This window comes from Gracilibacillus oryzae (assembly GCF_009498735.1).
Lineage (GTDB): Bacteria > Bacillota > Bacilli > Bacillales > Amphibacillaceae > Gracilibacillus > Gracilibacillus oryzae.
Genome location: NZ_ML762432.1, coordinates 140,128 through 163,896, shown reverse-complemented (window position 1 = coordinate 163,896; position 23,769 = coordinate 140,128). Strand labels below are relative to the sequence as shown.

The 23,769-nt window shown below is 36.4% G+C and carries 29 protein-coding genes; 10 read left to right on the top strand and 19 right to left on the bottom strand.

Annotated elements, in window-relative coordinates:
* The coding region (locus tag F9U64_RS13210; RefSeq protein WP_228275711.1) for a 1,4-dihydroxy-2-naphthoate polyprenyltransferase at positions 1–760 on the top strand (760 nt) is incomplete at its 5' end.
* 15 nt (positions 761–775) lie between these two features.
* Positions 776–1,147: a hotdog fold thioesterase gene (locus F9U64_RS13205; protein WP_323125852.1), complete on the top strand. Its 372-nt coding sequence runs from the start codon at positions 776–778 to the stop codon at positions 1,145–1,147.
* Between the two features lie 12 nt (positions 1,148–1,159).
* Here the strand turns inward: F9U64_RS13205 and F9U64_RS13200 are convergent, their stop codons facing one another.
* Both F9U64_RS13200 and F9U64_RS13195 read right to left on the bottom strand, forming a co-directional pair.
* Positions 1,160–1,744: an ECF transporter S component gene (locus tag F9U64_RS13200; RefSeq protein WP_228275710.1), complete on the bottom strand. Its 585-nt coding sequence runs from the start codon at positions 1,742–1,744 to the stop codon at positions 1,160–1,162.
* A 91-nt stretch (positions 1,745–1,835) separates the two neighbouring features.
* A complete protein-coding gene (locus F9U64_RS13195; RefSeq protein ID WP_153404288.1) occupies positions 1,836–2,897 on the bottom strand; it encodes a M20/M25/M40 family metallo-hydrolase in 1,062 nt (353 codons plus the stop codon).
* Positions 2,898–2,991: 94 nt separating this feature from the next.
* Here F9U64_RS13195 and F9U64_RS13190 point away from each other — a divergent pair, with 94 nt between their 5' ends.
* The gene (locus F9U64_RS13190; protein WP_153404285.1) at positions 2,992–3,987 is read left to right on the top strand and encodes a potassium channel family protein; all 996 of its coding nucleotides are present in this window, start codon (positions 2,992–2,994) and stop codon (positions 3,985–3,987) included.
* 52 nt (positions 3,988–4,039) lie between these two features.
* On the opposite strand, the gene F9U64_RS13185 is transcribed toward F9U64_RS13190, so the two are convergent.
* Complete coding sequence (locus F9U64_RS13185) at positions 4,040–4,456, bottom strand: YugN family protein (protein WP_153404282.1); 417 nt, start codon at positions 4,454–4,456, stop codon at positions 4,040–4,042.
* A 212-nt stretch (positions 4,457–4,668) separates the two neighbouring features.
* Positions 4,669–6,015 carry a glucose-6-phosphate isomerase gene (locus F9U64_RS13180; protein ID WP_153404279.1) on the bottom strand — a complete coding sequence of 449 codons (1,347 nt, stop codon included), beginning with the start codon at positions 6,013–6,015 and terminating at the stop codon, positions 4,669–4,671.
* Between the two features lie 181 nt (positions 6,016–6,196).
* Here F9U64_RS13180 and F9U64_RS13175 point away from each other — a divergent pair, with 181 nt between their 5' ends.
* Positions 6,197–6,412 carry a DUF378 domain-containing protein gene (locus F9U64_RS13175; protein WP_153404276.1) on the top strand — a complete coding sequence of 72 codons (216 nt, stop codon included), beginning with the start codon at positions 6,197–6,199 and terminating at the stop codon, positions 6,410–6,412.
* Between the two features lie 20 nt (positions 6,413–6,432).
* On the opposite strand, the gene yugI is transcribed toward F9U64_RS13175, so the two are convergent.
* The gene (gene yugI / locus F9U64_RS13170) at positions 6,433–6,789 is read right to left on the bottom strand and encodes a S1 domain-containing post-transcriptional regulator GSP13 (RefSeq protein ID WP_153404273.1); all 357 of its coding nucleotides are present in this window, start codon (positions 6,787–6,789) and stop codon (positions 6,433–6,435) included.
* A gap of 311 nt (positions 6,790–7,100) precedes the next feature.
* On the opposite strand from yugI, the gene F9U64_RS13165 reads away from it, so the two are divergent.
* Positions 7,101–7,919, top strand: a complete 819-nt coding sequence (locus F9U64_RS13165; RefSeq protein WP_153404270.1) for an alpha/beta fold hydrolase — start codon at positions 7,101–7,103, stop codon at positions 7,917–7,919.
* Positions 7,920–8,003: 84 nt separating this feature from the next.
* Positions 8,004–9,188, top strand: coding sequence for a MalY/PatB family protein (locus F9U64_RS13160; protein WP_153404267.1), 1,185 nt, complete (start codon positions 8,004–8,006; stop codon positions 9,186–9,188).
* A 2-nt stretch (positions 9,189–9,190) separates the two neighbouring features.
* Here F9U64_RS13160 and F9U64_RS13155 read toward each other — a convergent pair whose 3' ends face one another.
* The 3 genes from F9U64_RS13155 to F9U64_RS13150 all read right to left on the bottom strand — a co-directional run bounded on the left by F9U64_RS13155 (position 9,191) and on the right by F9U64_RS13150 (position 10,475).
* Positions 9,191–9,724 carry a superoxide dismutase family protein gene (locus tag F9U64_RS13155; RefSeq protein ID WP_407647326.1) on the bottom strand — a complete coding sequence of 178 codons (534 nt, stop codon included), beginning with the start codon at positions 9,722–9,724 and terminating at the stop codon, positions 9,191–9,193.
* Positions 9,725–9,864: 140 nt separating this feature from the next.
* Positions 9,865–10,020, bottom strand: coding sequence for a hypothetical protein (locus tag F9U64_RS22635; protein ID WP_194287368.1), 156 nt, complete (start codon positions 10,018–10,020; stop codon positions 9,865–9,867).
* 191 nt (positions 10,021–10,211) lie between these two features.
* Positions 10,212–10,475, bottom strand: a complete 264-nt coding sequence (locus tag F9U64_RS13150) for a phosphocarrier protein HPr (RefSeq protein ID WP_089740860.1) — start codon at positions 10,473–10,475, stop codon at positions 10,212–10,214.
* Positions 10,476–11,010: 535 nt separating this feature from the next.
* Between F9U64_RS13150 and deoD the strand changes: the two genes are divergently transcribed.
* Positions 11,011–11,718 (top strand): purine-nucleoside phosphorylase, encoded by a 708-nt coding sequence (gene deoD, locus F9U64_RS13145; protein ID WP_153404263.1) that lies wholly within the window; start codon positions 11,011–11,013, stop codon positions 11,716–11,718.
* A gap of 202 nt (positions 11,719–11,920) precedes the next feature.
* A complete protein-coding gene (locus tag F9U64_RS13140) occupies positions 11,921–12,394 on the top strand; it encodes a divergent PAP2 family protein (protein ID WP_153404260.1) in 474 nt (157 codons plus the stop codon).
* 51 nt (positions 12,395–12,445) lie between these two features.
* On the opposite strand, the gene F9U64_RS13135 is transcribed toward F9U64_RS13140, so the two are convergent.
* From F9U64_RS13135 to F9U64_RS13125, 3 genes are all read right to left on the bottom strand, one after another.
* Complete coding sequence (locus F9U64_RS13135) at positions 12,446–13,129, bottom strand: 3D domain-containing protein (protein ID WP_153404257.1); 684 nt, start codon at positions 13,127–13,129, stop codon at positions 12,446–12,448.
* Positions 13,130–13,188: 59 nt separating this feature from the next.
* Positions 13,189–13,500, bottom strand: a complete 312-nt coding sequence (locus F9U64_RS13130) for a YuiB family protein (protein ID WP_153404254.1) — start codon at positions 13,498–13,500, stop codon at positions 13,189–13,191.
* Positions 13,501–13,609: 109 nt separating this feature from the next.
* A complete protein-coding gene (locus F9U64_RS13125; protein ID WP_153404251.1) occupies positions 13,610–14,827 on the bottom strand; it encodes an NAD(P)/FAD-dependent oxidoreductase in 1,218 nt (405 codons plus the stop codon).
* 263 nt (positions 14,828–15,090) lie between these two features.
* On the opposite strand from F9U64_RS13125, the gene F9U64_RS13120 reads away from it, so the two are divergent.
* Positions 15,091–16,074, top strand: a complete 984-nt coding sequence (locus tag F9U64_RS13120; RefSeq protein ID WP_153404248.1) for an NAD(P)/FAD-dependent oxidoreductase — start codon at positions 15,091–15,093, stop codon at positions 16,072–16,074.
* Positions 16,075–16,427: 353 nt separating this feature from the next.
* Here F9U64_RS13120 and F9U64_RS13115 read toward each other — a convergent pair whose 3' ends face one another.
* The 5 genes from F9U64_RS13115 to F9U64_RS13095 all read right to left on the bottom strand — a co-directional run bounded on the left by F9U64_RS13115 (position 16,428) and on the right by F9U64_RS13095 (position 19,726).
* Positions 16,428–17,609 (bottom strand): MFS transporter, encoded by a 1,182-nt coding sequence (locus F9U64_RS13115; protein ID WP_153404245.1) that lies wholly within the window; start codon positions 17,607–17,609, stop codon positions 16,428–16,430.
* Positions 17,609–18,028 (bottom strand): MarR family winged helix-turn-helix transcriptional regulator, encoded by a 420-nt coding sequence (locus tag F9U64_RS13110; protein ID WP_228275709.1) that lies wholly within the window; start codon positions 18,026–18,028, stop codon positions 17,609–17,611. The genes F9U64_RS13115 and F9U64_RS13110 overlap by 1 nt, the downstream gene beginning before the upstream one ends.
* A gap of 146 nt (positions 18,029–18,174) precedes the next feature.
* A complete protein-coding gene (locus F9U64_RS13105; protein ID WP_153404242.1) occupies positions 18,175–18,534 on the bottom strand; it encodes a HesB/IscA family protein in 360 nt (119 codons plus the stop codon).
* 79 nt (positions 18,535–18,613) lie between these two features.
* Positions 18,614–19,471 (bottom strand): diaminopimelate epimerase, encoded by an 858-nt coding sequence (gene dapF, locus F9U64_RS13100; protein ID WP_153404239.1) that lies wholly within the window; start codon positions 19,469–19,471, stop codon positions 18,614–18,616.
* Positions 19,472–19,483: 12 nt separating this feature from the next.
* Complete coding sequence (locus tag F9U64_RS13095) at positions 19,484–19,726, bottom strand: DUF1450 domain-containing protein (protein ID WP_194287367.1); 243 nt, start codon at positions 19,724–19,726, stop codon at positions 19,484–19,486.
* 234 nt (positions 19,727–19,960) lie between these two features.
* Here F9U64_RS13095 and F9U64_RS13090 point away from each other — a divergent pair, with 234 nt between their 5' ends.
* Positions 19,961–20,191 carry a NifU family protein gene (locus F9U64_RS13090; RefSeq protein WP_153404233.1) on the top strand — a complete coding sequence of 77 codons (231 nt, stop codon included), beginning with the start codon at positions 19,961–19,963 and terminating at the stop codon, positions 20,189–20,191.
* 177 nt (positions 20,192–20,368) lie between these two features.
* Here the strand turns inward: F9U64_RS13090 and thrB are convergent, their stop codons facing one another.
* Genes thrB through F9U64_RS13075 form a run of 3 tightly spaced genes read right to left on the bottom strand, consistent with a single transcriptional unit; the run spans position 20,369 to position 23,634 of the window.
* Positions 20,369–21,280 (bottom strand): homoserine kinase, encoded by a 912-nt coding sequence (gene thrB, locus F9U64_RS13085; RefSeq protein ID WP_153404230.1) that lies wholly within the window; start codon positions 21,278–21,280, stop codon positions 20,369–20,371.
* On the bottom strand, positions 21,277–22,338 hold the full coding sequence (gene thrC, locus F9U64_RS13080) for a threonine synthase (protein ID WP_153404227.1): 1,062 nt from the start codon (positions 22,336–22,338) through the stop codon (positions 21,277–21,279). The genes thrB and thrC overlap by 4 nt, the downstream gene beginning before the upstream one ends.
* 3 nt (positions 22,339–22,341) lie before the next feature.
* Positions 22,342–23,634 carry a homoserine dehydrogenase gene (locus tag F9U64_RS13075; RefSeq protein WP_153404225.1) on the bottom strand — a complete coding sequence of 431 codons (1,293 nt, stop codon included), beginning with the start codon at positions 23,632–23,634 and terminating at the stop codon, positions 22,342–22,344.
* Positions 23,635–23,769: the final 135 nt, after the last annotated feature.

The following is a 23,769-nucleotide window of genomic DNA, read 5'->3' as shown; positions in this document are numbered from 1 at the left end:
AATGCTTATTCAGGCAGCAACCAATATGTTTAATGAATATTACGATTATAAACGTGGTCTTGATAACGAGAACTCTGTCGGTATTGGTGGTACGATTGTAAGAGACGGAATCAGACCCGTTATTGTCAAAAGACTTGGCTTTCTATTCTTTGGAATTTCGATTCTGTTAGGCTTTTACATTTGCTTTGCCTCGAGCTGGTGGGTTGCTGTAATCGGACTTATCAGTATGTTAATCGGATACCTTTATACCGGCGGGCCAGTTCCGATCGCATATACCCCGTTTGGTGAATTATTTTCCGGCGGTCTTATGGGTACTGTCATGATTGGAATAAGCTACTATATCCAAACGCTGCAAATAACGGTGGAAGTTATCATCATTTCTATACCTATCGCTATTTTGATTGGCTGTATATTGTTATCTAATAACATCCGCGACTTAGACGGTGACAAAGAAAACGGGCGAAAAACATTGGCGATATTAATAGGCAGAGATCGTGCTATTTCTTTACTAAAATGGCTGATTATCATTAGTTACGGATTAACACTTGTTTATATTGTTTTCGGTTTGTTACCAATCTACAGTGTCATCAGTCTGTTTAGTATTCCAAAAGCTCAATTTGCTGTTAATACATTCCGTGCGAACACTACAAATATTGGAATGATTCCGGCAATGGCAGCAACTGCTAAAACCAATACAATTTATGGTGCATTAATTGCACTTTCTTTAATCATCCATATTATTTTCCCATTATCTCTTTAGTATAGGAGGAATATGATGAATTTAATGGAAATATTTGATATGCAAATTCTTCAGACAGATAAAGAGAACGTCGTGATAGAGATGCCAATAACTGATAAAGTTAAACAACCAATGGGATATCTTCATGGGGGAGCTTCTGTGGAATTGGCCGAAACAGCTGCAAGTATTGGCGGCCTGCAACATATTGATCAAACTAAACAAGCAGTTGTTGGTCTGGAGATTAATTGTAACCATATAAAGGCAAAGAAGGATGGCAAATTAATTGCCAATGCCCAACCTTTCCATGTTGGCAGAAAAACAATGGTATGGGAAATAAAATTAACGGATGAAGCAGGTGAACTGGTCGCTGCAGCAAGATGTACACTGGCAGTTGTAACAACCTCATAAAAAAAGCGCACATTAAATTGTGCGCTTTTTTTCGATCCATTTTCTTAACCTCAGAAAAATCAGATAAAAAATTGTTCCTGCAAATATCCCTTTGATCAGATTAAATGGCATGATACCTGCCAAAACAGTAGATTGCTTCACAGAATCTGTCATCTCTTCCCATCCCATAAACATACTATAGGCAGGCAGAATTACATAGTAATTTAAGACAGACATTCCTGTTGTCATGAGAACTGTTCCAAGAATAACTCCGATCAAGACACTTTTTTTACTTTTATATTTATAAAAAAGAAAGCTGACTGGAAATACAAGCAACAGACCGGCCAATAAGTTCGCGGCAGCTCCAATTGGATCATAGATTGCTGTCAGCAGCAGATGAAGCAAATTCTTGATCACCAGTACTGCTACTCCAGCAAACGGATTAAACATAATGCCAGCAATTAATGCTGGCAGATCGCTGATATCCAGTCGTAAATAAGGTGGCAGAAAAGGCAGTGGAACATTGATGAACATTAAAACAGCTGATATTGTTCCCATCAATGCTATCGTTAAAAACTGGAGCAGATAAGTATCAGGAAATGGTCGTTTAGTATTCAACCCGGTATCCTCCCCCTGAGTTCTATCGGTTAACCCAACAGGCTAACCTTACTTATCTTAAGTTTAATGACATTTAGTGTCAATAAAAATTTTAATCAACTTCAACTGGTTTTAAGCTTTCCGTTCCCTTAAGAGAGGATATCATTTCTACCAATAACTCAATTTCCTGATCGATATCAGCAATACATGCGGTCTCTACAGGAGAATGCATATATCTTAATGGTAAGGAAACAAGGCTGACAGGAACCCCTTTCCCAGTGACACGCATTTTATCGGCATCTGTGCCTGTTTGCCTAGGAGTCAATTCATATTGAACCGGCATTGCTAATTTTTTCGCTGCAGTCTCTAACCATTTGTTCATGTTCCGGTTGATTGGAGCCCCTTTTGCTAATACTGGTCCACCGCCTAAACGAATATCCCCGTGTTTTCTTTTGTCAACTGATGGATAATCAGTAGCGAACGTCACATCACATGCAATCGCACAATTCGGTTTTAAGCCAGCTGCGGCAAAGTATGCCCCTCCCATATTTGTTTCTTCATTGACAGTACTTACGGCATATACACCGATATTGAGTTGTTTTGCTCTTAATTTTCTCAGTACTTCTGCAACAATAAAAGCGCCTGTTCGATTATCTAACCCTCTTCCAGACAAGTATCGCCCCATTAGTAATTCAGATTGACGTCTGTATACAACTAAGTCACCTATCTGAATGTGTTCAGTCACCTCATCTTTGCTTACTGCACCACAATCAATAAAAAGATCTTCCACATCAAAATCGTCTTTCATTCCCCCATGATGCTGGGCATTCACCCCGATGACTCCTTGTAAATTGTATTCTTCACCGAGTATTTCTACCTTCATTCCGATCGCTGCTTTTGGATTGATGCCACCCATTTTATCTACATAAACAAATCCATTCTCATCAATTCGGTTTACAACAAAAGCAATTTCGTCACAATGTCCTGCTAATAATATATGAAAGTCTGCTTCAGGATTAATCGCAGCAATTGCATTTCCTGCTTCATCTGTTTGAATAGTGTCTGCATATGGTCTTACATAATCAAGCCACTTTTTCTGAATATTCATTTCTAGACTTGATGGTGAAGGTGTATGTAGTAAATCAATTAAAAAATCTAAACTTTGCTGTTCCATTGAACTGGATCACTCCTTATTATATTTTTCGCATAATATTGAAATTAAGGTGCAAACTAATTAGAAAATATTGGATTGTAAGCAGGTGATGAAATTGCTTTGGAATAAATGTATACAGTTTTATTTCCATTTACCTATATTTGTCCGTTTATTATTAAGTGTTTGCCTCATAATGCTGTTATTCGGTTATATCATTCATATGATTGAACCAACTCATTTCCCAACATTTTTTGATGGGATATGGTGGGCATTTGTTACAGGTTCAACTGTTGGCTACGGGGATTATGTGCCGCTAAGTACACTCGGGAAAACGATCGGTATTATTCTAATTTTAGCAGGCGGCGGCCTTGTTACCTTCTATATGGCCACAATTTCTGCAGCCACGATTAAACATGAAAAAGACTTATCTGAAGGGAAAGTGTCCTATAAAGGTACCAAACATCTTATCATAATCGGCTGGAATGAGCGGACGAGACAATTAATTGACATGATTAAAACAAGTCATCCTTACCAGGATATTGTTCTTCTTGATCAGACGAAAAATAAAATTTCTTATCAAGATCACAGCATTCACTTTATTAAGGGAAATCCCACAGCTGATGATATTCTGCAAAAAGCGAATATTCATGCTGCGACACATGTTGTAATAACTTCCAATCCTTCTCTCAAAGAAAATGAAGCAGACCGGCAAACAATTCTTAATACTATCGCAGCAAGAGGAAACAATATGGAAATTACCATCGTCGCAGAAATATTAACAGAAATACAGCGAAAAAACGCAGAACGTGCCGGAGCAAATGTGATTATCCGCTCCAATGATTTCATGAGTTCACTTTTCTTTCAATCCATATTTCAGGCTAGTAACATTGCTACAGATATTATAGCAAAAACTTTGGAACAACAACAATTTTGTACTATTCCAATTGATCAGTCATTGACCAGTCAAACATTTCGCAGCTGTGCACAACAATTACTCGAAAATAATAAGTCTCTAATTGGCATCATAAGAAATGGAGAAATCATCATTCACCCTAGTTTTGAACTTATAACAAAAGAAGATGATCAGCTTATATACTTAAAATCATTTTAGATTTTTTAAAAAGGCAGAAGATAGACAAAACGGTGAGATCACCTCATTTTGTCTATTTTCGATGAATATGATCTAAAATTACTTCTAACTGCGCCAATACTTGTTTGCCCTTTTCGATATATTCACCAGGTATATCGGCATCTTTCTCTACAGGGGTTTGAAATTGATTAAAGGCGGCCTGTACTACACTGCTCTCTGCTGTAGCATCCACATCGTTCTGGTATTTATGAGTTAAAATGTACGGCTGATCCAGTTTCACTGCTACATTTTTATCTTCTATCTGGCCATTCAGCGTATGAAAAGGTATGCGCAGAAAGTGATAGGCATCGTCTTTGGCCAGTCTGTAATCGAAATAACCATGATCATATTCCCAGGCACCGCTTAGACTGTAGCCTGCATGTTCTAACACTTCCTTAAGCTGGTTAAAATCAAATATTTTATTCTGAATTGAGGATTCTAGTTCATACATACGATGGACAACTCCTTATCAATTTTTATCTTGTCATAGTTTCCCTTTGGCAGTTGGGATTATGTATACAAATTAGAAGCAAGAAGGTCGAGGCTGTCAGTGAGAAGCTTCGGAACGCTTCGAACACCCTCTGTAAGACAGAGAAAAACCCGTATCATATTTGTATGATACGGGTTTCTTATTCTTGCTAAATATTTTAAGAATTCTAAAAATTATAAACGCTTTTCTAATTTAGCTTTTTCTTCTTCAAATCCTGGTTTGCCCAGTAATGCAAACATGTTTTTCTTGTATGCTTCAACACCTGGCTGGTCAAATGGATTGACACCTAACAGGTATCCGCTGATCGCACAAGCTTTTTCAAAGAAATATACAACATAACCGAAAGTATAAGCATCTAATTTCGGTAAGTGTACAAGTAAATTTGGAACTTGTCCATCAGTATGTGCAAGCAATGTACCTTGATAAGCTTTTTCATTAACAAAGTCTAAAGTTTTGCCAGCAAGATAATTTAAACCATCTAGATCTTGTGCTTCTTCTTCAATTGTTATATTTGATTTTGGTTCTTCCACATGAAGAACTGTTTCAAAAATGTCACGACGACCTTCTTGTACATACTGCCCTAATGAATGCAGGTCAGTTGAGAAGTTAGCTGAAGATGGATAAATTCCTTTGAAATCTTTTCCTTCACTCTCGCCGTATAACTGTTTCCACCACTCAGAGAAATACTGCAGTGCAGGTTCATAATTAATCAGCATTTCAATTGTTTTCCCTTTATTGTAAAGAACATTTCTTACAGCAGCATATTGGTATGCCGGGTTTTTCTCTAAATCAGCTTCTGCCAATTCTTCTTGTGCTTTTTGAGCACCTTGCATCATTTCATCAATATCCACACCACTTACTGCGATTGGAAGCAAACCAACTGCTGTCAATACAGAATAACGGCCACCAACATCATCAGGAATAACAAAGCTTTCATAACCTTCTTCATTAGCTAATGTTTTTAATGCACCTCTAGCTTTGTCTGTTGTAGCGTAAATACGGCCTTTCGCTTCATCTGCACCATATTTTTCTTCTAAGAATTTTTTAAAAATACGGAAAGCAATTGCAGGCTCAGTTGTTGTACCACTTTTTGAAATAACGTTTACAGATACATCTTTACCTTTTAATACATCGAAAAGATCATTGATGTATGGTGCACTAATGCTGTTTCCAACGAAGAATACTTGTGGTGTATTTCGTTGCTCTTTCGATAATTCATTGTAAAAAGAATGATTTAACATCTCAATTGCAGCACGAGCACCCAAGTAAGAACCGCCGATTCCTACAACTAAGAGAACATCAGTGTCTGACTTTATTTTGTCTGCAGCTTTTTTAATACGGGCAAATTCTTCTTTATCATAGTCTGTTGGAAGGTCTACCCATCCTAAAAAGTCATTACCTGCACCTGTTTTATTATGTACCATTTCATGCGCTAGTTTCACTGGTTCTTTTAAGTAATCAAGTTCATGCTGACCGAAGAAATCCAGCGCTTTTTCGTAATCAAAGCGAACGTGTGTCATCTTATACCCTCCAATTAATTATCATTACTCTTTAAATGTAACGGATAGTTCGTTTGAAATCAAGCCTTGTACTGCCTCTTTTAACAAATTTAATCCTGTTTTAGATCTGGAATACTGGGTAACATAAGAATGAAAATTGTACTCTGTAATAAAATAAGCAATGATCTGAAAGAAATCATAAATGAAAGGAGACTGTATCGTGAAAAAGTTAGCATTAATTTTAGTAATTATAGGAGCTATAAATTGGGGATTAATCGGTCTATTCCAATTCGACCTTGTAGCAACTATTTTTGGCGGGGGAAGCCAGGAAGGCGCATTTGCCCGAGTAATTTATACCATTGTCGGAATTGCTGGTTTAGTGAGCATTGCATTTCTTTTTGATTCAAACAAGGAATAAACCGGGCTTATCCCCGGTTTTTATTCTGATTGTTTAATCCATTCCTTCAGTTTATCTTTTAATGTATTAAACCCGTGCTCTCCTTCCTTGTCATGAATCGTATTTTCTTCATTTTTCGTAATTGATTCCTCTTCCTCTTGAAGAGCCCGAAGAGAAAGAGCATACTTATTATTTGTTTTGTCAATTTCAAGAATTTTAACTTTTACTTTATCCCCTTCTTTAATATGTTCCTGAATATCTTTAACATATCCATTGGTAATCTCAGAAATATGCACTAAACCTTGAACGTTGTCCGATAATTCTATAAATGCCCCATATGGTTGTATTCCTGTTACAACACCATTAACCGTATCTCCTACTTCAAATTCCTTTGACATTCCTTCATCTCCTTGTTGAATTCTTACAATAAATAACGTTTGTAGACAATAAATAATGTTAGCATATTACTGATTATAATAGCAAAAATTTGAATAGAAAACCAAAACATAACAGTTAATAAACAAACAATGATGTAACCTTTCTTTATAAAAATTCTGCTGATTTTTTTATTTTTTTGTTTTAGATGTTTATAAACTGTGTTACTGGGTATAATTAAAATATGTAAGACTTTCTCGTATTCCCCCTGGATAGCAAAGCGATTTAATCGCTTTGCTTATTTTTTTACCTTTAAGGTCAAAGGAGTCCCAAAATGAAAAACTACATTTGGTATAAAGAGCATTCTATCTTCTATGAAATTCATCCTTCGACACAGAACAGCCAGCCGAAATATATTCTGCTCCTGCACGGCTTCCTTGCCTCCAGTTATTGTTTTCGCCATCTAATTCCATCTTTGCAGAAGGAATTCCATGTTCTCAACATTGATATTCCGCCATTCGGAAAAAGCTCCAAAAACAAAAATAATTTATATACATATGACCATATTGTTGATGCGATCATCTTCCTGTTAGACCAATTGCAAATAAATAAAGTTACGATTTTGGGCCACTCTATGGGAGGTCAAATTGCATTAAGATGCAGTTACTCTCATAAAAAAAGAGTGGAAAGATTATATCTGCTTGCCCCATGTTCGTTTATGCACAGATCAATATTTTTTTCCAGAATGATAAGTTATAACCCTCTAACACCCTACCTTGCCAAAAAGTTTTTACAAAGTAAGGGTGTCTATGAAGTTTTGCGACAATGTATGTATAATGATCAGCTAATTACAAAGGAAATGTTAAAAAAGTATAAACAGCCATTTGAAAATAATGCAATCTATCGTTCGATCATGACATGGTTAAAGGATCATCAGGGAGATTTAACAGAAGAACAATTAGCTATGATTACAACACCATGCACTATTTTTTGGGGAAAAGATGATCTTATCTTGCCATATCAATTAGGATATGATTTAGCAAGATGCCTTAAAAAAGCTAACCTTTATTTATTTGAGGAAGCTGGCCACTTTCTTCCTGAAGAAATACCATTTCCTATTATTTCTGCTGTTCACTCTGAACTTAAGACATGAGACTTTTCAATTAATAAAGTTAATGTTTAAATATAATTAAAGTCTGTTTTCAAATGGAACGAAAAAAGTTTAGGAGCGTATTATATGAACCAACATTTCGAACAAATCATTGATAGAAAAAATACCCGTGCTGCAAAATGGGATCTTGTCAAACAATTATACGGATCTGAAGATGTTTTACCGATGTGGGTAGCAGACATGGACTTTCAAATTCCGCCAGCTGTTTCAAATGCATTAAGTGAAAGGGCAAAACATGGTATCTTCGGTTACACGTTGACAGATAAAACATTTAGTCAGTCAGTCGTGGATTGGATTAATTATAAGCATAAGTGGTCGATAAAATCTGACTGGCTTTTATACAGTCCTGGTGTGATTACAACATTACACATGGCCATTCAAGCTCTTACTGAAAAAGGCGATAAAGTATTAATTCAAACACCCGTATACCCACCCTTCTTCCAAATTGTGAAAACACACGAGCGTCAATTGATCGAGAATGAATTACTGTTAACTAACGGTAAATATGAAATTGACTTTAGGGATATGGAAGAGAAATTCAAACAGGGAGTCAAAGCATTTATTCTTTGCAACCCGCACAATCCCGTAGGCAGAGTGTGGACAAAAGATGAATTAGAGAAAATCATCGCATTGTGTAAAAAGTATAATGTACTTATACTGGCGGATGAGATTCATGCAGATTTAGTTTATGAACCAAATAAACATATTCCAATTGCATCTTTGGATGAAGAAATATTACAACATTCCATTACATGTATGTCTCCGACCAAAACATTTAATTTAGCCGGATTACAGGCATCCTATGTGGTTACAGCAAATAAGACTATTCGCAAAGAAATGGAAGAGATGTTTCATAAACAGGGCATTCATGGTGTAAACACATTGGGAATTACTGCTTTAGAGGCGGCTTACAATGATGGAAGACAATGGTTAACACAATTAATGGAACAATTAAAAACAAACCTGGACCATGTTATCGAGATATTTGATAATCGAACAGATGTTAATGTTATCAGGCCTGAGGGAACATATTTAATATGGCTTGATTTCCGTTCTTTAAATATGTCTCATGAAGAGCTGAAGAAATTTTTACAAAAAGATGCAAAAATCGGCTTAAATGACGGAGTTTCTTTTGGAGAGAAAGGTACTGGATTTATGCGGATGAATATTGCCACCCCATTGGCATTAGTTAAGGATGGAGTGGAAAGAATTACAACAGCACTGGATAATAGAAAGAAGGAAGAAGAGTGACACTACTCTTCTTCCTTCTTATTTGTTTCGGTAGGATCGGTTGGTTCCGTTTCGTTTTTCCCCTCATCCAGAGAAATTACACCGCAAACAATTCTCGCACCGGCATTTCCTCCAGGCTGACTGATACCATCATCTAATTTTTCATGAATGATAATGGAAGTGCCATCTTCCCGTAATAACGAGTTCTTCCCATCCATTAATGACGCCCCAGGTAACTCTAATTCTACATCTGCCGTTCCATCTGCTTTCACTTCAATATTTGGCATATCACCTAAATGCGCTCCTTCCGGGTGCATTAATCCATGCTCTTTTCCGTCCGGATTAAAATGATTACCTGCAGTTTGAAAATCTGGTCCTTCGCATTTTGGAAACTCATGAACATGAATACCATGTAAACCCTGCTCTAAACCCTCTACTTTTACTTGAACTGTAACTTTATCTTGCTGATTTTTAAATGTTGCTGTCCCAACTGCGTCCTGATCAGCATTATATAAACGCACTTCAAGGGGTGATCTTGATTCCTCCTGACATGCCATCAGCAACACTGATGTAAAAATGAGGATACAAATTAATAACCTGTGCAATATCATTCACCTCTTCATCATTATCCATTTATTATTATGGACAAATGTTTGGTGAATTAATCACGAGGATGAAGAATCACTATTCTTGAAGCTTACTTATATTTATCGTCCCACTTCTTCTCCTCTTTTTTTGAATGCTTCACAAGGAAATACATGGCGATAATGGCTGCTGCAACAAAGAAGAAGAGACTGATTGCTGCTGGTATATACTCCGCCTTATCTTCAGGAAAATATAAGAATTCCATCATTTTTATCACTTCCTTACAATATCTCTAAAATAGTCCATTCTGTTGAGCAACTGAATACACAATATCGACCAACATGTTCATGCAGATCCGTTTCTAACACGTAAAGAAAAAAAGCTAGTAAAAGTAACTAGCTTTTGTTCAATAAATAGTGCTATTAACGAAAATGATTATTTTTATACTGCTGATAGGGATTATTTCCCTAAATGTTCCTGAATAGTCTCAGCAATGCCTTCTAATGCCTGATCTTCGTCATTTCCATCAACAGAAATACGGATTTCTGCTCCTTTAGGTACTCCTAAAGACATCACGCCCATGATCGACTTTAAATTTACCGTTTTTCCATTATAATGTAATTCGACATGGGATTCGTATTGACCAGCTTTATTTACTAACAATGTTGCTGGTCTTGCATGAATACCAGTATCGCTCTGGATTGTGAAAGTTTGTTCCTTCATTCTAAATTCCTCCCCTTTAATTGTTCATTTCATTGGAATGTATGCATTTACATTGTATTGAATTTACTAAGTCTTATTATAAACGATATTTCAAATTTTACAAACGAAAATTATTAGAAAATTTTCGATTGATTTTTACAGGTATGATTTGTATTAGTAAAATGATTATGATATTTTCATACTAGTAAGTGTTCAAAAGGTCGGCAAATTAGAAGCAAGAAGGTCAAGGCGGTGCAGTGAGGAGCATCGGAACGTATGGGTTGAATACGTGAGAAGCGGACTCGCAAACCAACGAAGAGATTCGCCGCTTATCATTTGGTGACTTTTTGACATCCTTTACTGGTAAGCGTTCAAAAGGTCGGCAAATTAGAAGCAAGAAGGTCGAGGCGGTGCAGTGAGGAGCCTCGGAACGTATGGGTTGAATACGTGAGAAGCGGACTCACAAACCAACGAAGAGATTCGCAGCTTATCATTTGGTGACTTTTTGACATCCTTTACTGGTAAGGAAATTAATCATTGACAAGGAGTTTTTATAATGAGTGTACATATTGGTGCAAACAAAGGCGATATCGCTGAAACAATACTTTTACCTGGCGATCCATTACGCGCAAAATATATTGCAGAGAATTTCTTAGAAGATACTGTTTGTTACAATGAAGTTCGCGGAATGTACGGTTTTACAGGAACATATAAAGGACAAAAAATCTCCGTACAAGGAACTGGTATGGGAGTTCCTTCTATTAGCATCTATGTTAATGAATTAATTCAAAGTTATGATGTGAAAAACTTAATCCGTGTAGGAACTTGTGGAGCGATTCAGAAGGATGTAAAAGTGCGTGATGTGATTTTAGCAAGCACATCTTCTACAGATTCCCAAATGAACAGAATGACATTCGGAGGTATCGATTATGCTCCAACAGCTGACTTCGAGTTGTTGAAAAAAGCTTATGATACCGGTACAGAAAAAGGCTTGGCACTAAGAGTTGGAAATGTATTCACAAGCGACAGTTTTTATCGAGACAATATGAAAGAGCTGCTGGCATTGCTTGATCAATATAATGTATTAGCGATCGAGATGGAAACAACTGCTTTATATACACTGGCAGCTAAATTTAACTGCAGTGCGCTGTCTGTACTAACTGTATCTGATCATATTATAACTGGAGAAGAAACAACGGCAGAAGAACGCCAGACAACCTTTAATCAAATGATTGAAGTAGCACTTGATGCAGCAATAAAATAATATGCTAAAACTTTTATAGGATGGGAGAAAGGTTTTGCACCTTCTCCTTTTTTCTTAAATATCATTTTTAAAATTGTTGTAAAATCTGTTGATTTATTATCACAGAAATAATAGCTATGCTATAATAGTGAATAATTAATACATAGCAATGATAGTGTTTGGTATTATTTTATTCCAAAGAATGAGAAAGGATGTCAACAATTTGGATCTTTTTGGCAATTTTCCATTATGGGCAGCTTTAATTGCCATTTTCTTGGCACAAGCAATTAAAGTACCATTACATTTTATCGCAACAAGAGAATTCAAGATCGGATTAGCTTTTAGTACAGGAGGTATGCCAAGCAGCCACTCTGCTGCAGTAACTGCGGTGTCTACAGGGATTGGAATCGAGCATGGTGTATCGTCAGGCCTGTTTGCCGTATCAGTTATTTTTGCTATTATTATAATGTTTGATGCGACAGGGATCAGAAGACAAGCAGGTGAACAAGCTATTCTTTTAAATATGTTAGTAAAAGATTTTCACCGTTTCGTATCAGAGGCAAAAGACTGGTCACAGAAAGGTGAATATGAAAAACAAAAGGAACTAAAAGAATTACTGGGACATCAGCCGATCGAAGTATTTTTCGGTGGATTGTCAGGAATAATTATCGCATTTTTATTACACCCGCTTTTTTAAAGACAATAAAAAAACAGTTCCGGGAAAAGCAGGAACTGTTTTTTTAATCTATTATTCTGATTGATATTGTGATCTGAAAACCTGTAATGATTCCGTATTATTCAGTGCTGTTAGTACTTCTTCTGTTAATTCCCCATCACCTTGTTCAATTACATAAACATCCACTTCTTTTTTGCCCCATTTTTCAAACACTTCTGCAACAGTTGGATAATATAAATCTATTTTATTTCCTTTTATTGCACTGCCTGTGTCTGCAACAACACCGTAGCCATACTTCGGAATAAATAAGATTGTTCCAAGCGGGAAGACAGAAGTATCTGCAGCTATAGTAGAATAGAGATCTCTTGTAACTCTAACCCCTGAAAATGTGATTCCATAAGCAGGATGATCAGGAGACTTACCTGTGGACTCTACCCCGGCTGTATATCCTGTTGCAACGACTTTCTTTTTCGCATATTGTGACAAATCAATTGTTTCTTCTAAAGTAGACGGCGCACTCACTTGTTCATTGGAAATATATGTGGTCACATTAGAATACCTTCTCAAGTATCTCTTTTTCTCAAACATTTCTTTTATTTTCGCATGGCTGAATCCTAAAGGATGTAATTGTTTTGGTTCCACTTCTGCAAATACATCCGTTGTTGATACATTGGCAATGAGTGAATAACTTGATAGGAGAGCGAGAACAAACAGAACGACAAATAAACTTTTTCTTAATATTTTGTAGATCAACATAAAAAAAGATCACACCTTTCCTAGGTGTCATCTTTTCCAATTCTAATCTTTTTATACATCTAAAACATTTGATAGCCACTTTTTCTTAAGAATCTTATAACAAAACCGGCTGCAATTGTACCTATAAATCCTGACGAAAGAATTACCATATCCTGTGTCCCGAGTGAAGTAAGCTCATTTCCTAATGAAGAAAAAGCAGTACCTGGCTCACTGAAATATGATGAAAATGAAACGGTGTCAACAATAAATACAACAATAATTGGAAAAACGAAAGCCATTAACCATGTCTGTCTCAATATCATATTTAATATAAAACTAATTCCGAAAAATAAAACAAAAAACAGTAATACGGAAATAAATAATTGAATCATCTTGTTTCACCCTTATAAAAAATAATTCCTGCTATTATGATAGATCTAAATGACCAAAAACCACATTTAGATATGGAAAAAGCAGAGGGGTTTTTCCTCTGCCTTACTGTTAACCAAAAATATTAAACTTCCCTTTTTTAAGAACGAGACCAACACCGCCGATTTTAAATAGTGCACGATTGTCGATCACTTTCTTCATGACAGATGCTGACCAGCCGAATAATTTCTTACCGCTGAAGATCGAGCCCATTGCATCTTTTTCACCTAAGGAACATACTGTACCACGGTTAATAAATTCGAACTCTTCCAATTCTCCGCCTTTAACTAGAGCGATTAAATTGTGTGCACAAATTTCTGCTTCCTGCATTGCAATTTGTGCTGTCGGCGGATATGGACGATCAATTTCTTTATTCCAGATTAAAGCACAATCCCCAACAACAAACACATCTGGATGTGATGGTGCACGAAGATTGGCATCAACTTGTACTTTTCCACGATTGTCTTCTAAACTGGATTCTTCAACTAAATGGTTGGCACGTACACCTGCAGCCCATACTGTAGTTAGTGCTGGAATATCTTCTCTTACACCATTTTGCTCGATTGTAATTCCATCAGGACGGCATTCTTTTAAAAATGCACCAAGTTTAAATTCAACGCCGCGTGCTTCTAATGAATTCATCGCATACTCAATTAGTTCTGGATCAAATCCTGGCAAAATAGAGTCCATTCCCTCAACATTAATTAAGCGAACTTTGCTGCGATCAATATCATATTCTTTACAAAGTTCCGGAACACGGTTGGCAAGTTCACCAAGAAACTCAATTCCTGTAAAACCACCACCGCCAACAATGATATTTAGACGTTCTTGTTTTGGTTCAGGCTCATTATTGTATTTAGCAAACTGGTACTCAATATGCTGACGAATCAGTCTTGATTGATTTATGCTTCCAATGGTAAATGCATGCTCCAATAATCCCGGTATACCGAATGTTGCTGCTTCAAATCCTAATGCAACAACTAAATAATCGTATTCTAATACACCGTTTGCCATTTCTACTTTTTTCTCATCTGGCTTAATAGAAGTAACAGTATCTTGTACAAAATTAACTTTAGCTGAATTAATAATGTCACTAATCTTCATTCTGCCGCGGTCATGATGAAGTGTACCTGCAGCAACTTCATGTAACCATGTTGATTCATAATGATAATCATGCTTATTTACTAATGTAATATGTGCATCATTAACACCCAATTTCTTTTGAAGCTTAGCTACAGTAGTTAAACCACCATAACCTGCCCCCAACACAACAATTTTAGGTTGATTCATCTTTCTCACATCCATTTAAGATTTTTGTTTTTCGAATACGTGATATTTTTCACGTACGATCACATATTCATACAAATATACTAATTAGTCCATAATATATGTTAGTCTTTTTTCCGACATTTTTCAACCCTTGAATGAACATTTTTCCTTATTTCTTTTGATTTATGATCTAAAAAGGGAGTTAGAAGTATTCTTTCTATTCAATTATAATAAAATTATGTTAAAATAATAGCCATTGATGTTACTAATAGGAGGAATCTATTGTGTCAGATCAAGTTTATGATATAACAATCGTGGGGGCTGGGCCAGTAGGTCTATTCACTGCTTTTTATGGAGGATTGAGACAATCGTCCGTTAAAATAATTGAGAGTTTGCCTCAAATCGGCGGGCAGCTTAGTGCTTTATATCCTGAGAAATACATTTATGATGTAGCAGGCTTTCCAAAGGTCCGCGCTCAGGAACTTGTCGATAATCTAAAAGAACAGACAGATTTATTCAATCCGGAAATTGTCTTAAATCAATCTGTCGATACTGTTGAAAAATTAGAGGATGAGACATTTCGTATCACAACAAATGAAGAAGTACACTATACGAAAGTCATCATCATAACTGGTGGAAATGGTGCATTCCAGCCTAGAAAATTAGCACTGCCAAACGCTGAAGAATTTGAGCAGAGCAATCTTCATTATTTTGTTGATAATATGGAGAAATTCCGCGATCAAAGAGTTGTGCTATTTGGTGGAGGAGACTCTGCCGTAGATTGGGCCTTAATGTTAGAACCGATTGCGAAAGAAGTCAGCTTAGTTCACCGCCGTGACGAATTCAGAGCACATGAGAGCAGTGTGGAAACATTGATGAATTCCAATGTAAATATTTTAACTCCATATGTACCGCAAGAGATTATTGGCGGGCAAAAAATAGACCAAGTTGTTCTAAAAGAAGTAAAAGGTGATAAAGAAATTACTCTTGATGTTGATCATGTTTTAGTAAACTATGGGTTTATCTCTTCATTAGGTCCTATTAAGAATTGGGGATTGGAAATTGATAAGAACAGTATTGTTGTGAACTCAAAAATGGAGACAAATATTCCTGGTATCTATGCTGCTGGTGATATATGTACATATCCAGGTAAAGTAAATCTTATCGCAGCAGGATTTGGTGAAGGCCCTACAGCAGTAAACAATTCAAAAGCCTATATGGATCCAAAAGCAAGAATACAGCCAAAACACTCAACAAGTATGTTTTAAAAAATGAGAACGTGACAAACAAATTTGTCCATGCTTTAATCCGGAGAAATAAATTCTCCGGATTATTTGCTGATAACAGCATCTATCATACTCTACTTAATACCAGAATACTACTTGGGAAGAGAGACTTTCAACGGAATAAATGATCGTGCCTAAAACTTACCTCAAGTGATGCTGTCTTTACAGGATTATATTCGTTCCGCTTATTAGTATAGAAGACCCTTAAAAGCCGGGGAAAATGCGAAACTCCATTGGGAACAGCACGAGCTGAAAATCCACTTTTCCCCAGCGGTAATCTACCATTATCCGTATTAGTACATTAGTGAGTAACATATCTGGTTTTAGAATAACAACTATCTATTTGTCTCAACATCTTTTTTCATTCTTATTAATTTTAAAAAAGTAATTAAAATGATAATTACAAACCCTGCCAAAATAAAAAATAAATTAGCAAACCCAGTATATGTTACGATAATTCCTAACAAGAAGGATCCAATTGCGATTCCTGTATCAAACATTGTATAAAATGTAGCATTGGCATGTCCGCTTCTGTTAGATGGCGATCTTTCAATAATTATAGATAATAAAAATGGCAGAAGCGATCCATATCCAACACCAATAATCGCAGCAGAAATTAAAAACATAACAGCGGAACTAGTAAAACCTAATCCAATAAATCCAGCTGAAAACATTATCATGCATGGAATAACCACTCGCTTCGGTCCATGCAAATCAAATTGCTTACCCAAATATGGTCTTGACAACAACATTGCTACAGCAAATACTAAAAAGAAATAGCTGGAAACATTGCTTAATCCTCTTCCCTCTGCATAGACGGATATAAAGGAGACAATACTGGAATAGGCAAATGCACTGAGTAAACCAATCACAGAGATCGAAAGCGCCTGCTTCTCGAACAATTCCCGAATCGACCAGTTTATTATTATTTTTTCCTCTTTAAGCTTCGTTGAGCCATTCTTTTTCGCAATAAATGCCAGAAACACACTAATACATGTGAAAATGTTCAGTATAACCAGTAATACCTGATAAGAGAATGACTGAATTAATGTTAATCCAATAAATGGACCAATTACTACGGCAATATTCATCGACATAGTGAAATATCCCAGACCCTCTCCTCTTCTTTCCATTGGGACAATATCTGTAGCAATCGCAGAAGCTGCAGTTGTCAGGATCGCAAAAGAGATACCATGTATAAACCGTAGCATCAATAATGTGGTAAAACTGAAAACAAAGAAATAACCAATGGAAGTCAGGGCAAATAATAGAACTCCCAATACTAACATATTACTTTTCCCAAATTTCAATAAAATATTGCCCGAAAAAGGGCGAACTAAAATTGCCGAAACTAACATGATGGTAACAACCAATCCTGCTTGTGCTTCTGAGATCCCCCATTCATCTATCACATAAAGTGGTAATGTAGTTAATAAAGAATAAAATGTTGTAAATACAAATAAATTAACTAGTCCAATACTTATAAAGTTTTTCGTCCATATTTTCTGTCTTGACACTATGCTTCATCTCTTTCTATTGTAAGTTTTCCCAGGAGCTTTTCTAATGTATGAAGTTCCTCCTCAGATAGATTTGATAAAAAACTACTTTCAGCTACTTTTATCGCAGCTAATATTTGCGGAAATTTCTTTTTTGCAGTTTCTGTTAAATCCACTACTCTTTCTCGTTTATCTTTTCCTGTCTTCCTCGTAATCCAGCCGCTCTTTTCCATTCTTACTAATGTCCTGGTTGTAGTTGGTGCTTCCACTTTTAAATATTGCCAAACTTCTGTTTGTGTCATTTTCCCCTTTTGATGCAATGTATATAAAATGGTCCATTGTGAGGAATACAAATCAAATGACTTTAAACAGTCATTTAACTCTTTCATTAGCAGCCTTTGTTTTTGATTAAACAAATGTAACAACTGCCCCTTATCCACAACCGCCACCTCCCTCGATTTTATTTACCCAGGTAAATAAATAACTTTACAAGTTTACCTTAATTCTTATTGGTTTGTAAATAGTAAATTCACTAAAAATCATGCACAAAAAAACTAGTGGCCAAATTAGCCACTAGTTCGCATTATTAACAACTTTCCGGTGTTCCTTCTCTTTCTTTTGCTTTGAATGATGACCCGCAGCCACATGAAACAACTGCATTTGGATTGTCGATGGTGAATCCGCCACCCATCATATTTTGTTTGAAATCAATGGTTGTTCCTTTAATAACATCAATATCAAACTTTTTGATTGTAAGAGGAATGTCATTCGATAACTCTGTATGATCCAATTCCTGATTAACGTCATAATCAAATCCCAGTGAATAGGAGAGACCGCTGCAGCCGCCCCCTTTGACACCAAAACGTAAACGCACTGTTTCTGCATCTTCATCCTTCATCATTTCTTGTATTTGATATTTTGCATTATCCGTAATATTTAATATCATAGAAAAAACTCCTTTTTCTATTCAGAATTTATTTATCGTGTACTTTTCAGTATACAAATGATCTGCTGAAAGTTCAATCTTAACGCACCCAATAAAAATCTCCTGAAATGGTAGTCTCTGCTTTTCCTCTCATCCAAACAATATCCTCGTTGTCCCAGATAATATACAAGTCACCGCCAGCTAAATGTACTGTAATTTCTTTGTTTCTCTCTAATTTCCCATTTAATATTGCTGCAACAACCGAGGCGCATGCCCCTGTGCCGCAAGCTTGCGTGACGCCTGATCCTCTTTCCCATACTCTAAAATGCAGTTCATTATCATTTATTTTTTCAATAAATTCCACATTTACACCTTCAGGAAAACGCCGATCCTTTTCAATCACTGGACCTAGCGTAGTTAAAGGAGCTTCCTCAATGTGATCAACGAAGAAAACGGCATGAGGATTTCCCATCGACACTGTTGTTACAGATAGCACAGCATTTTCAACTGGAAACTCTTCAGCAACTACTTGCTGTGATGATTCACCGAGCATCGGTATTTTTTCACGCTGCAAGATCGGTTTACCCATGTTTACCGTTACTTCCTCTACCCTTGAACGATTGCCGTGTACTTCCGCAATTACATTCCCAGCCTTTGTCTCAATTGTAAATTTTACATCATCTACCAGGTTATGTTCATAAGCATATTTCGCTACACATCTTAATCCATTCCCACAGTTCTTTCCTTCCGAACCATCATTGTTAAATATTCGCATCCCAACATCAGCATGATCTGTCGGATGAATTAAAATCAAGCCATCTGAACCAATTCCCGTATCTTTATTTGCCACAGCAATTGCTAAGTCATGTAAATATTCCTCTTCCATTGGATAATCAAATATGTTAATAAAAATGTAACTGTTTCCTAAGCCGTGCATTTTAGTAAAAGGTATCTTCATTGCCATTACTCCCTACATTTCATCAAATATTGTATCAGCATAATCATATATATTATCTAATAATTCCTCTGGAGAATCAGCTTTTACTGGCTTCCCGTTAACTATAGCTACATAGTAATTTCTGCAAATTCCGCAGAAACTTGTACAACCATATTCTGCTACATTAAAATCAGGATCTTTCAGTAATTCCTGTCTGACTTTTTCACTGCCTTTTGCTAAATTCTTTACACAAAAGGCGATATTCACTCTTATCACTATTCTACCACACCTTTATCAACGAAACGTCTATCAAGCCTAGTTTAACACATATTTATATTTGTAAATATACTGAACTGCCAGATTCATTGCTAAAACTCTTTTATTTACAAATCATCTTATTCAAGATAAAATAATTATGAAGATTGTTTATCGAAATTGTGATTTATTGCATAGTATTTTTAACATGATGCCTTTATAATAGACGGAAGACTTGAAAGGAGAATTATCTATATGGAACAACAAATAGAACAAGTGCAAGAAGTGTTAAATAAATTGCGTCCATTCCTGTTACGTGATGGCGGTGATGTCGAATTAGTAGAAGTAGATGATGGCATTGTAAGATTAAGACTGATGGGAGCTTGCGGTAACTGTCCAAGTTCCACTATTACTTTAAAAGCAGGGATCGAACGTGCATTAATGGCAGAAGTCCCTGGAGTAAGAGAAATTGAACAAGTATTCTAAATCATGTTATGTTAGAAAAACTCGCATTCGCTCCTCTTTTAGCGAATGAGTTAGTTTTTCTTATACTTGGAACTTCAAAATTTCTACTACGTCGATCAAAACATCTTTGCAGAAATTTTAAACCTTCCTAATGTGTTAAAAAAGAGAAACGACCTCCGTCGTTTCTCTTTTTTTCATTTAATCCTGTTGGATCACTTCTTTTTCTGTTTCAACATAAACACCAGTGTTTTCGACTTGCAGTGAAAGCCATTGATAATTTGGATAATCCTTTCGCCATTGCTTTACAGCATTAAAGACATTCTTATCATCGACAACAGCAATCATTGTCGGCCCCGCACCACTCAAGAAAACACCATATGCTTCCTGACTCAGATAATCATATAATTCATCATAATGTGGAATCAATGATTTTCGGTATGGTTGATGAAAATAATCTTTTTCCATCATTTCACCAAGAAGCTTCCAGTTTCCAGAGCAGATTGCAGCAACACTAACATTTGCCACACTGCTTGCCTGTACACTTTCTTTATAGCTGAATTCTTTTGGGAGAACTGCACGGGCATCTTTCGTTTTTAATTCAAAATCAGGGATTACCGCAATAAATGTAACACCTTTTACCGGGATCTGTGTATAGCTGACTTTTCCATCATAATGTCCGACAACACAGCCACCAAGCAGAGACGGAGCTACATTGTCAGGGTGTCCCTCAATATCTGTAGCAATTTGCAGTTTCTCATCTTTACTTAATTTAAGATCCAATAAAACATTAGCTAGTTCAATCCCTGCAATAATCGCTGTCGCACTGCTGCCTAACCCTCTTGCAAGTGGAATCTCACTTTTCATTTCAACAGAACATGAAGGAAGTTCCTTATCCATGCTATACTGTTTAGCTACTTTCTCAGCGATTTCGTAAACTAAATTATCTTTCCCTTTTGGTATACCTTCAAGGCAAGCAGAGGCAGGAATAAATTCCCACTCATCTGCTCTTGTTATTTTTAATTCTAAATACAGGTTTAATGCTAAACCAATCGAATCAAATCCAGCACCTAAATTAGACGTACTTGAAGGTACTTTGATCAGCCAGCTCATGCCTTAACACTGCCTAAAATTGCATTCATTACAACATCTTCTTCATTTGGAAGAACAGTTGGTTTTACTTCACTGTAATCAATCGCTGTATTTGGATCTTTTAAACCATTACCTGTGAGGACTGTAACAACAGTAGAACCTTTTTCTACTTTGCCTTCTTCTAACTTTTTCAATAATCCGGCAATAGAAGCACATGATGCAGGTTCTGCAAAAACTCCTTCATTCTGTGCTACCCACTTGTATGCTGCAATCATTTCTTCATCCGTAATTTCATCAATTTCCCCGTTAGACTCATCACGTGCACTAACAGCACCTTGCCAGCTTGCCGGGTTACCAATTCTAATCGCAGTACCTACTGTTTCAGGATTTTCAAATACACGGTCATGAACAATGGCAGCAGCACCGCTCGCTTCAAAGCCCATCATTTTTGGCAAACCAGATTGCTTGCTTTCGTTGTATTCTTTGAAACCTTTCCAGTATGCCGTAATATTACCAGCATTACCAACTGGAATGAATAAGTATTCCGGAGCTTTGCCTAAAGCATCAACTACCTCAAATGCTGCTGTTTTTTGTCCTTCGATCCGATACGGGTTAACAGAGTTAACTAGTGCCACTTCACCAGTTTCCGCTAATTTACGCACAATTTTCAATGCATCATCAAAGTTTCCTTGAATAGAGTATATCTCTGCACCGTACATAACTGCCTGTGCTAATTTTCCTTGTGCGATTTTCCCCTCAGGAATAACGACAATACAACGTAAACCAGCACGTGCAGCAAACGCCGCAGCTGAAGCAGATGTATTTCCTGTAGATGCACAAATCACAGCCTTTGCACCATCTTCTACGGCCTTTGCCATTGCCATTACCATTCCGCGGTCTTTAAAAGAACCTGTAGGGTTTAATCCTTCATATTTTGCATACGCATTAATGCCATACTTTTCTGATAATTTCTCTAATTTGATTAGAGGTGTATTTCCTTCATGTAAACTAATCATTGGTGTATTTTCTTCAATTGGTAGATATTGTTTGTATTCTTGTAATAATCCTTGCCAAGCCATTAATTAATCCTCCCCATCCACACGATAGTAACTGATAATACGATTTACTACATCTAAACCTTTTAAATTTTCCCGACTATTCAATAACTGCTGTTTGCTAATTTTATGAGTTACCATCACAATTTCAGCCATTTTTTCTTTTTCTGAAGGTAATTGCAGGATTTTTGCGAAACTTATATTCTCGTCCGTAAAGACATTCGTGATCTTCTGGAATGTACCGGCAGCATCGTCTACTTCCATACGGATAAAATACTGCATATATTTTTCATCATTTTGTTTTAATTGTTTTTCATACTGTGGTGTAATATATTCATTACCAGTAATTCCAAGTCTCACATTTTTCACAACTTCCATAAGATCAGAGACAACTGCTGTTGCGGTAGGCAAACTGCCGGCTCCGGGACCATAGAACATTGTTTCTCCAACAGCCTCACCATAGACATAAACTGCATTAAATTCATTTTTCACTAATGCGAGCGGATGGTCTTTCGGTAATAATGTCGGTTCAACACTAACTTCTACTTTTCCATTATGGATAGATGCAATCCCTATCAACTTAATAGTATACCCTAAACTTGTAGCAAAAGTAATATCTTCTTGCGAAATTGTTCGAATTCCGGAAACTTCTACGTCATCTAATCCTATTTCCATTTTAAATGCCAGATTAGCAAGCAAGGTCATCTTTCTTGCAGCATCTAGTCCATCAACATCTGAAGTCGGATCAGCTTCTGCAAAACCAAGGTCCTGTGCTTCTTTTAAAACAGGATCAAATGCTAAGTCTTCATCTGTCATCTTTGTTAAGATATAGTTAGTTGTTCCATTCACAATACCCATAATTTTCTGAATTTTATCTGATGCCAATCCTTCTGTTAATGAACGGATGATCGGAATACCGCCAGCTACACTTGCGTCATAGAAAATATCACATTTATTTTCTTTTGCAAGACGAAGTAACTTTTGTCCATGAACAGCCATTAAATCTTTATTCGCTGTAACGATATGTTTTTTATTGCGGATTGCCTGTTCCAATAATACATTTGTATCTTCAATACCGCCCATAACTTCTATAATAATGTCAATTTCCGGATTATTTATTAAGTCATCAGGATTTGTTGTTAACCAGTCTTGCTCGATCACAATATCACGCTTTTTATGAAGATCATTAACAAGGATTTTTTCTATATTAATTTCACTTCCAACTTTGTACTTTATTTCTTCTGCGTGGTCTTTAAGAATTTTCACGACACCAGTGCCGACAGTACCTAGACCACATAAACCAACATTCACCTGACTCATGAGATTGTCCTCCCCATTTGTATGTTTTACGAATACATTTGTATGTGTATAGTGGACATTATACATGTCTCTTTTCAGTTAATCAAGAACCAAATGCCCAAAATAAAGAAAAATGCATCCCCCTTTAGAATGGAT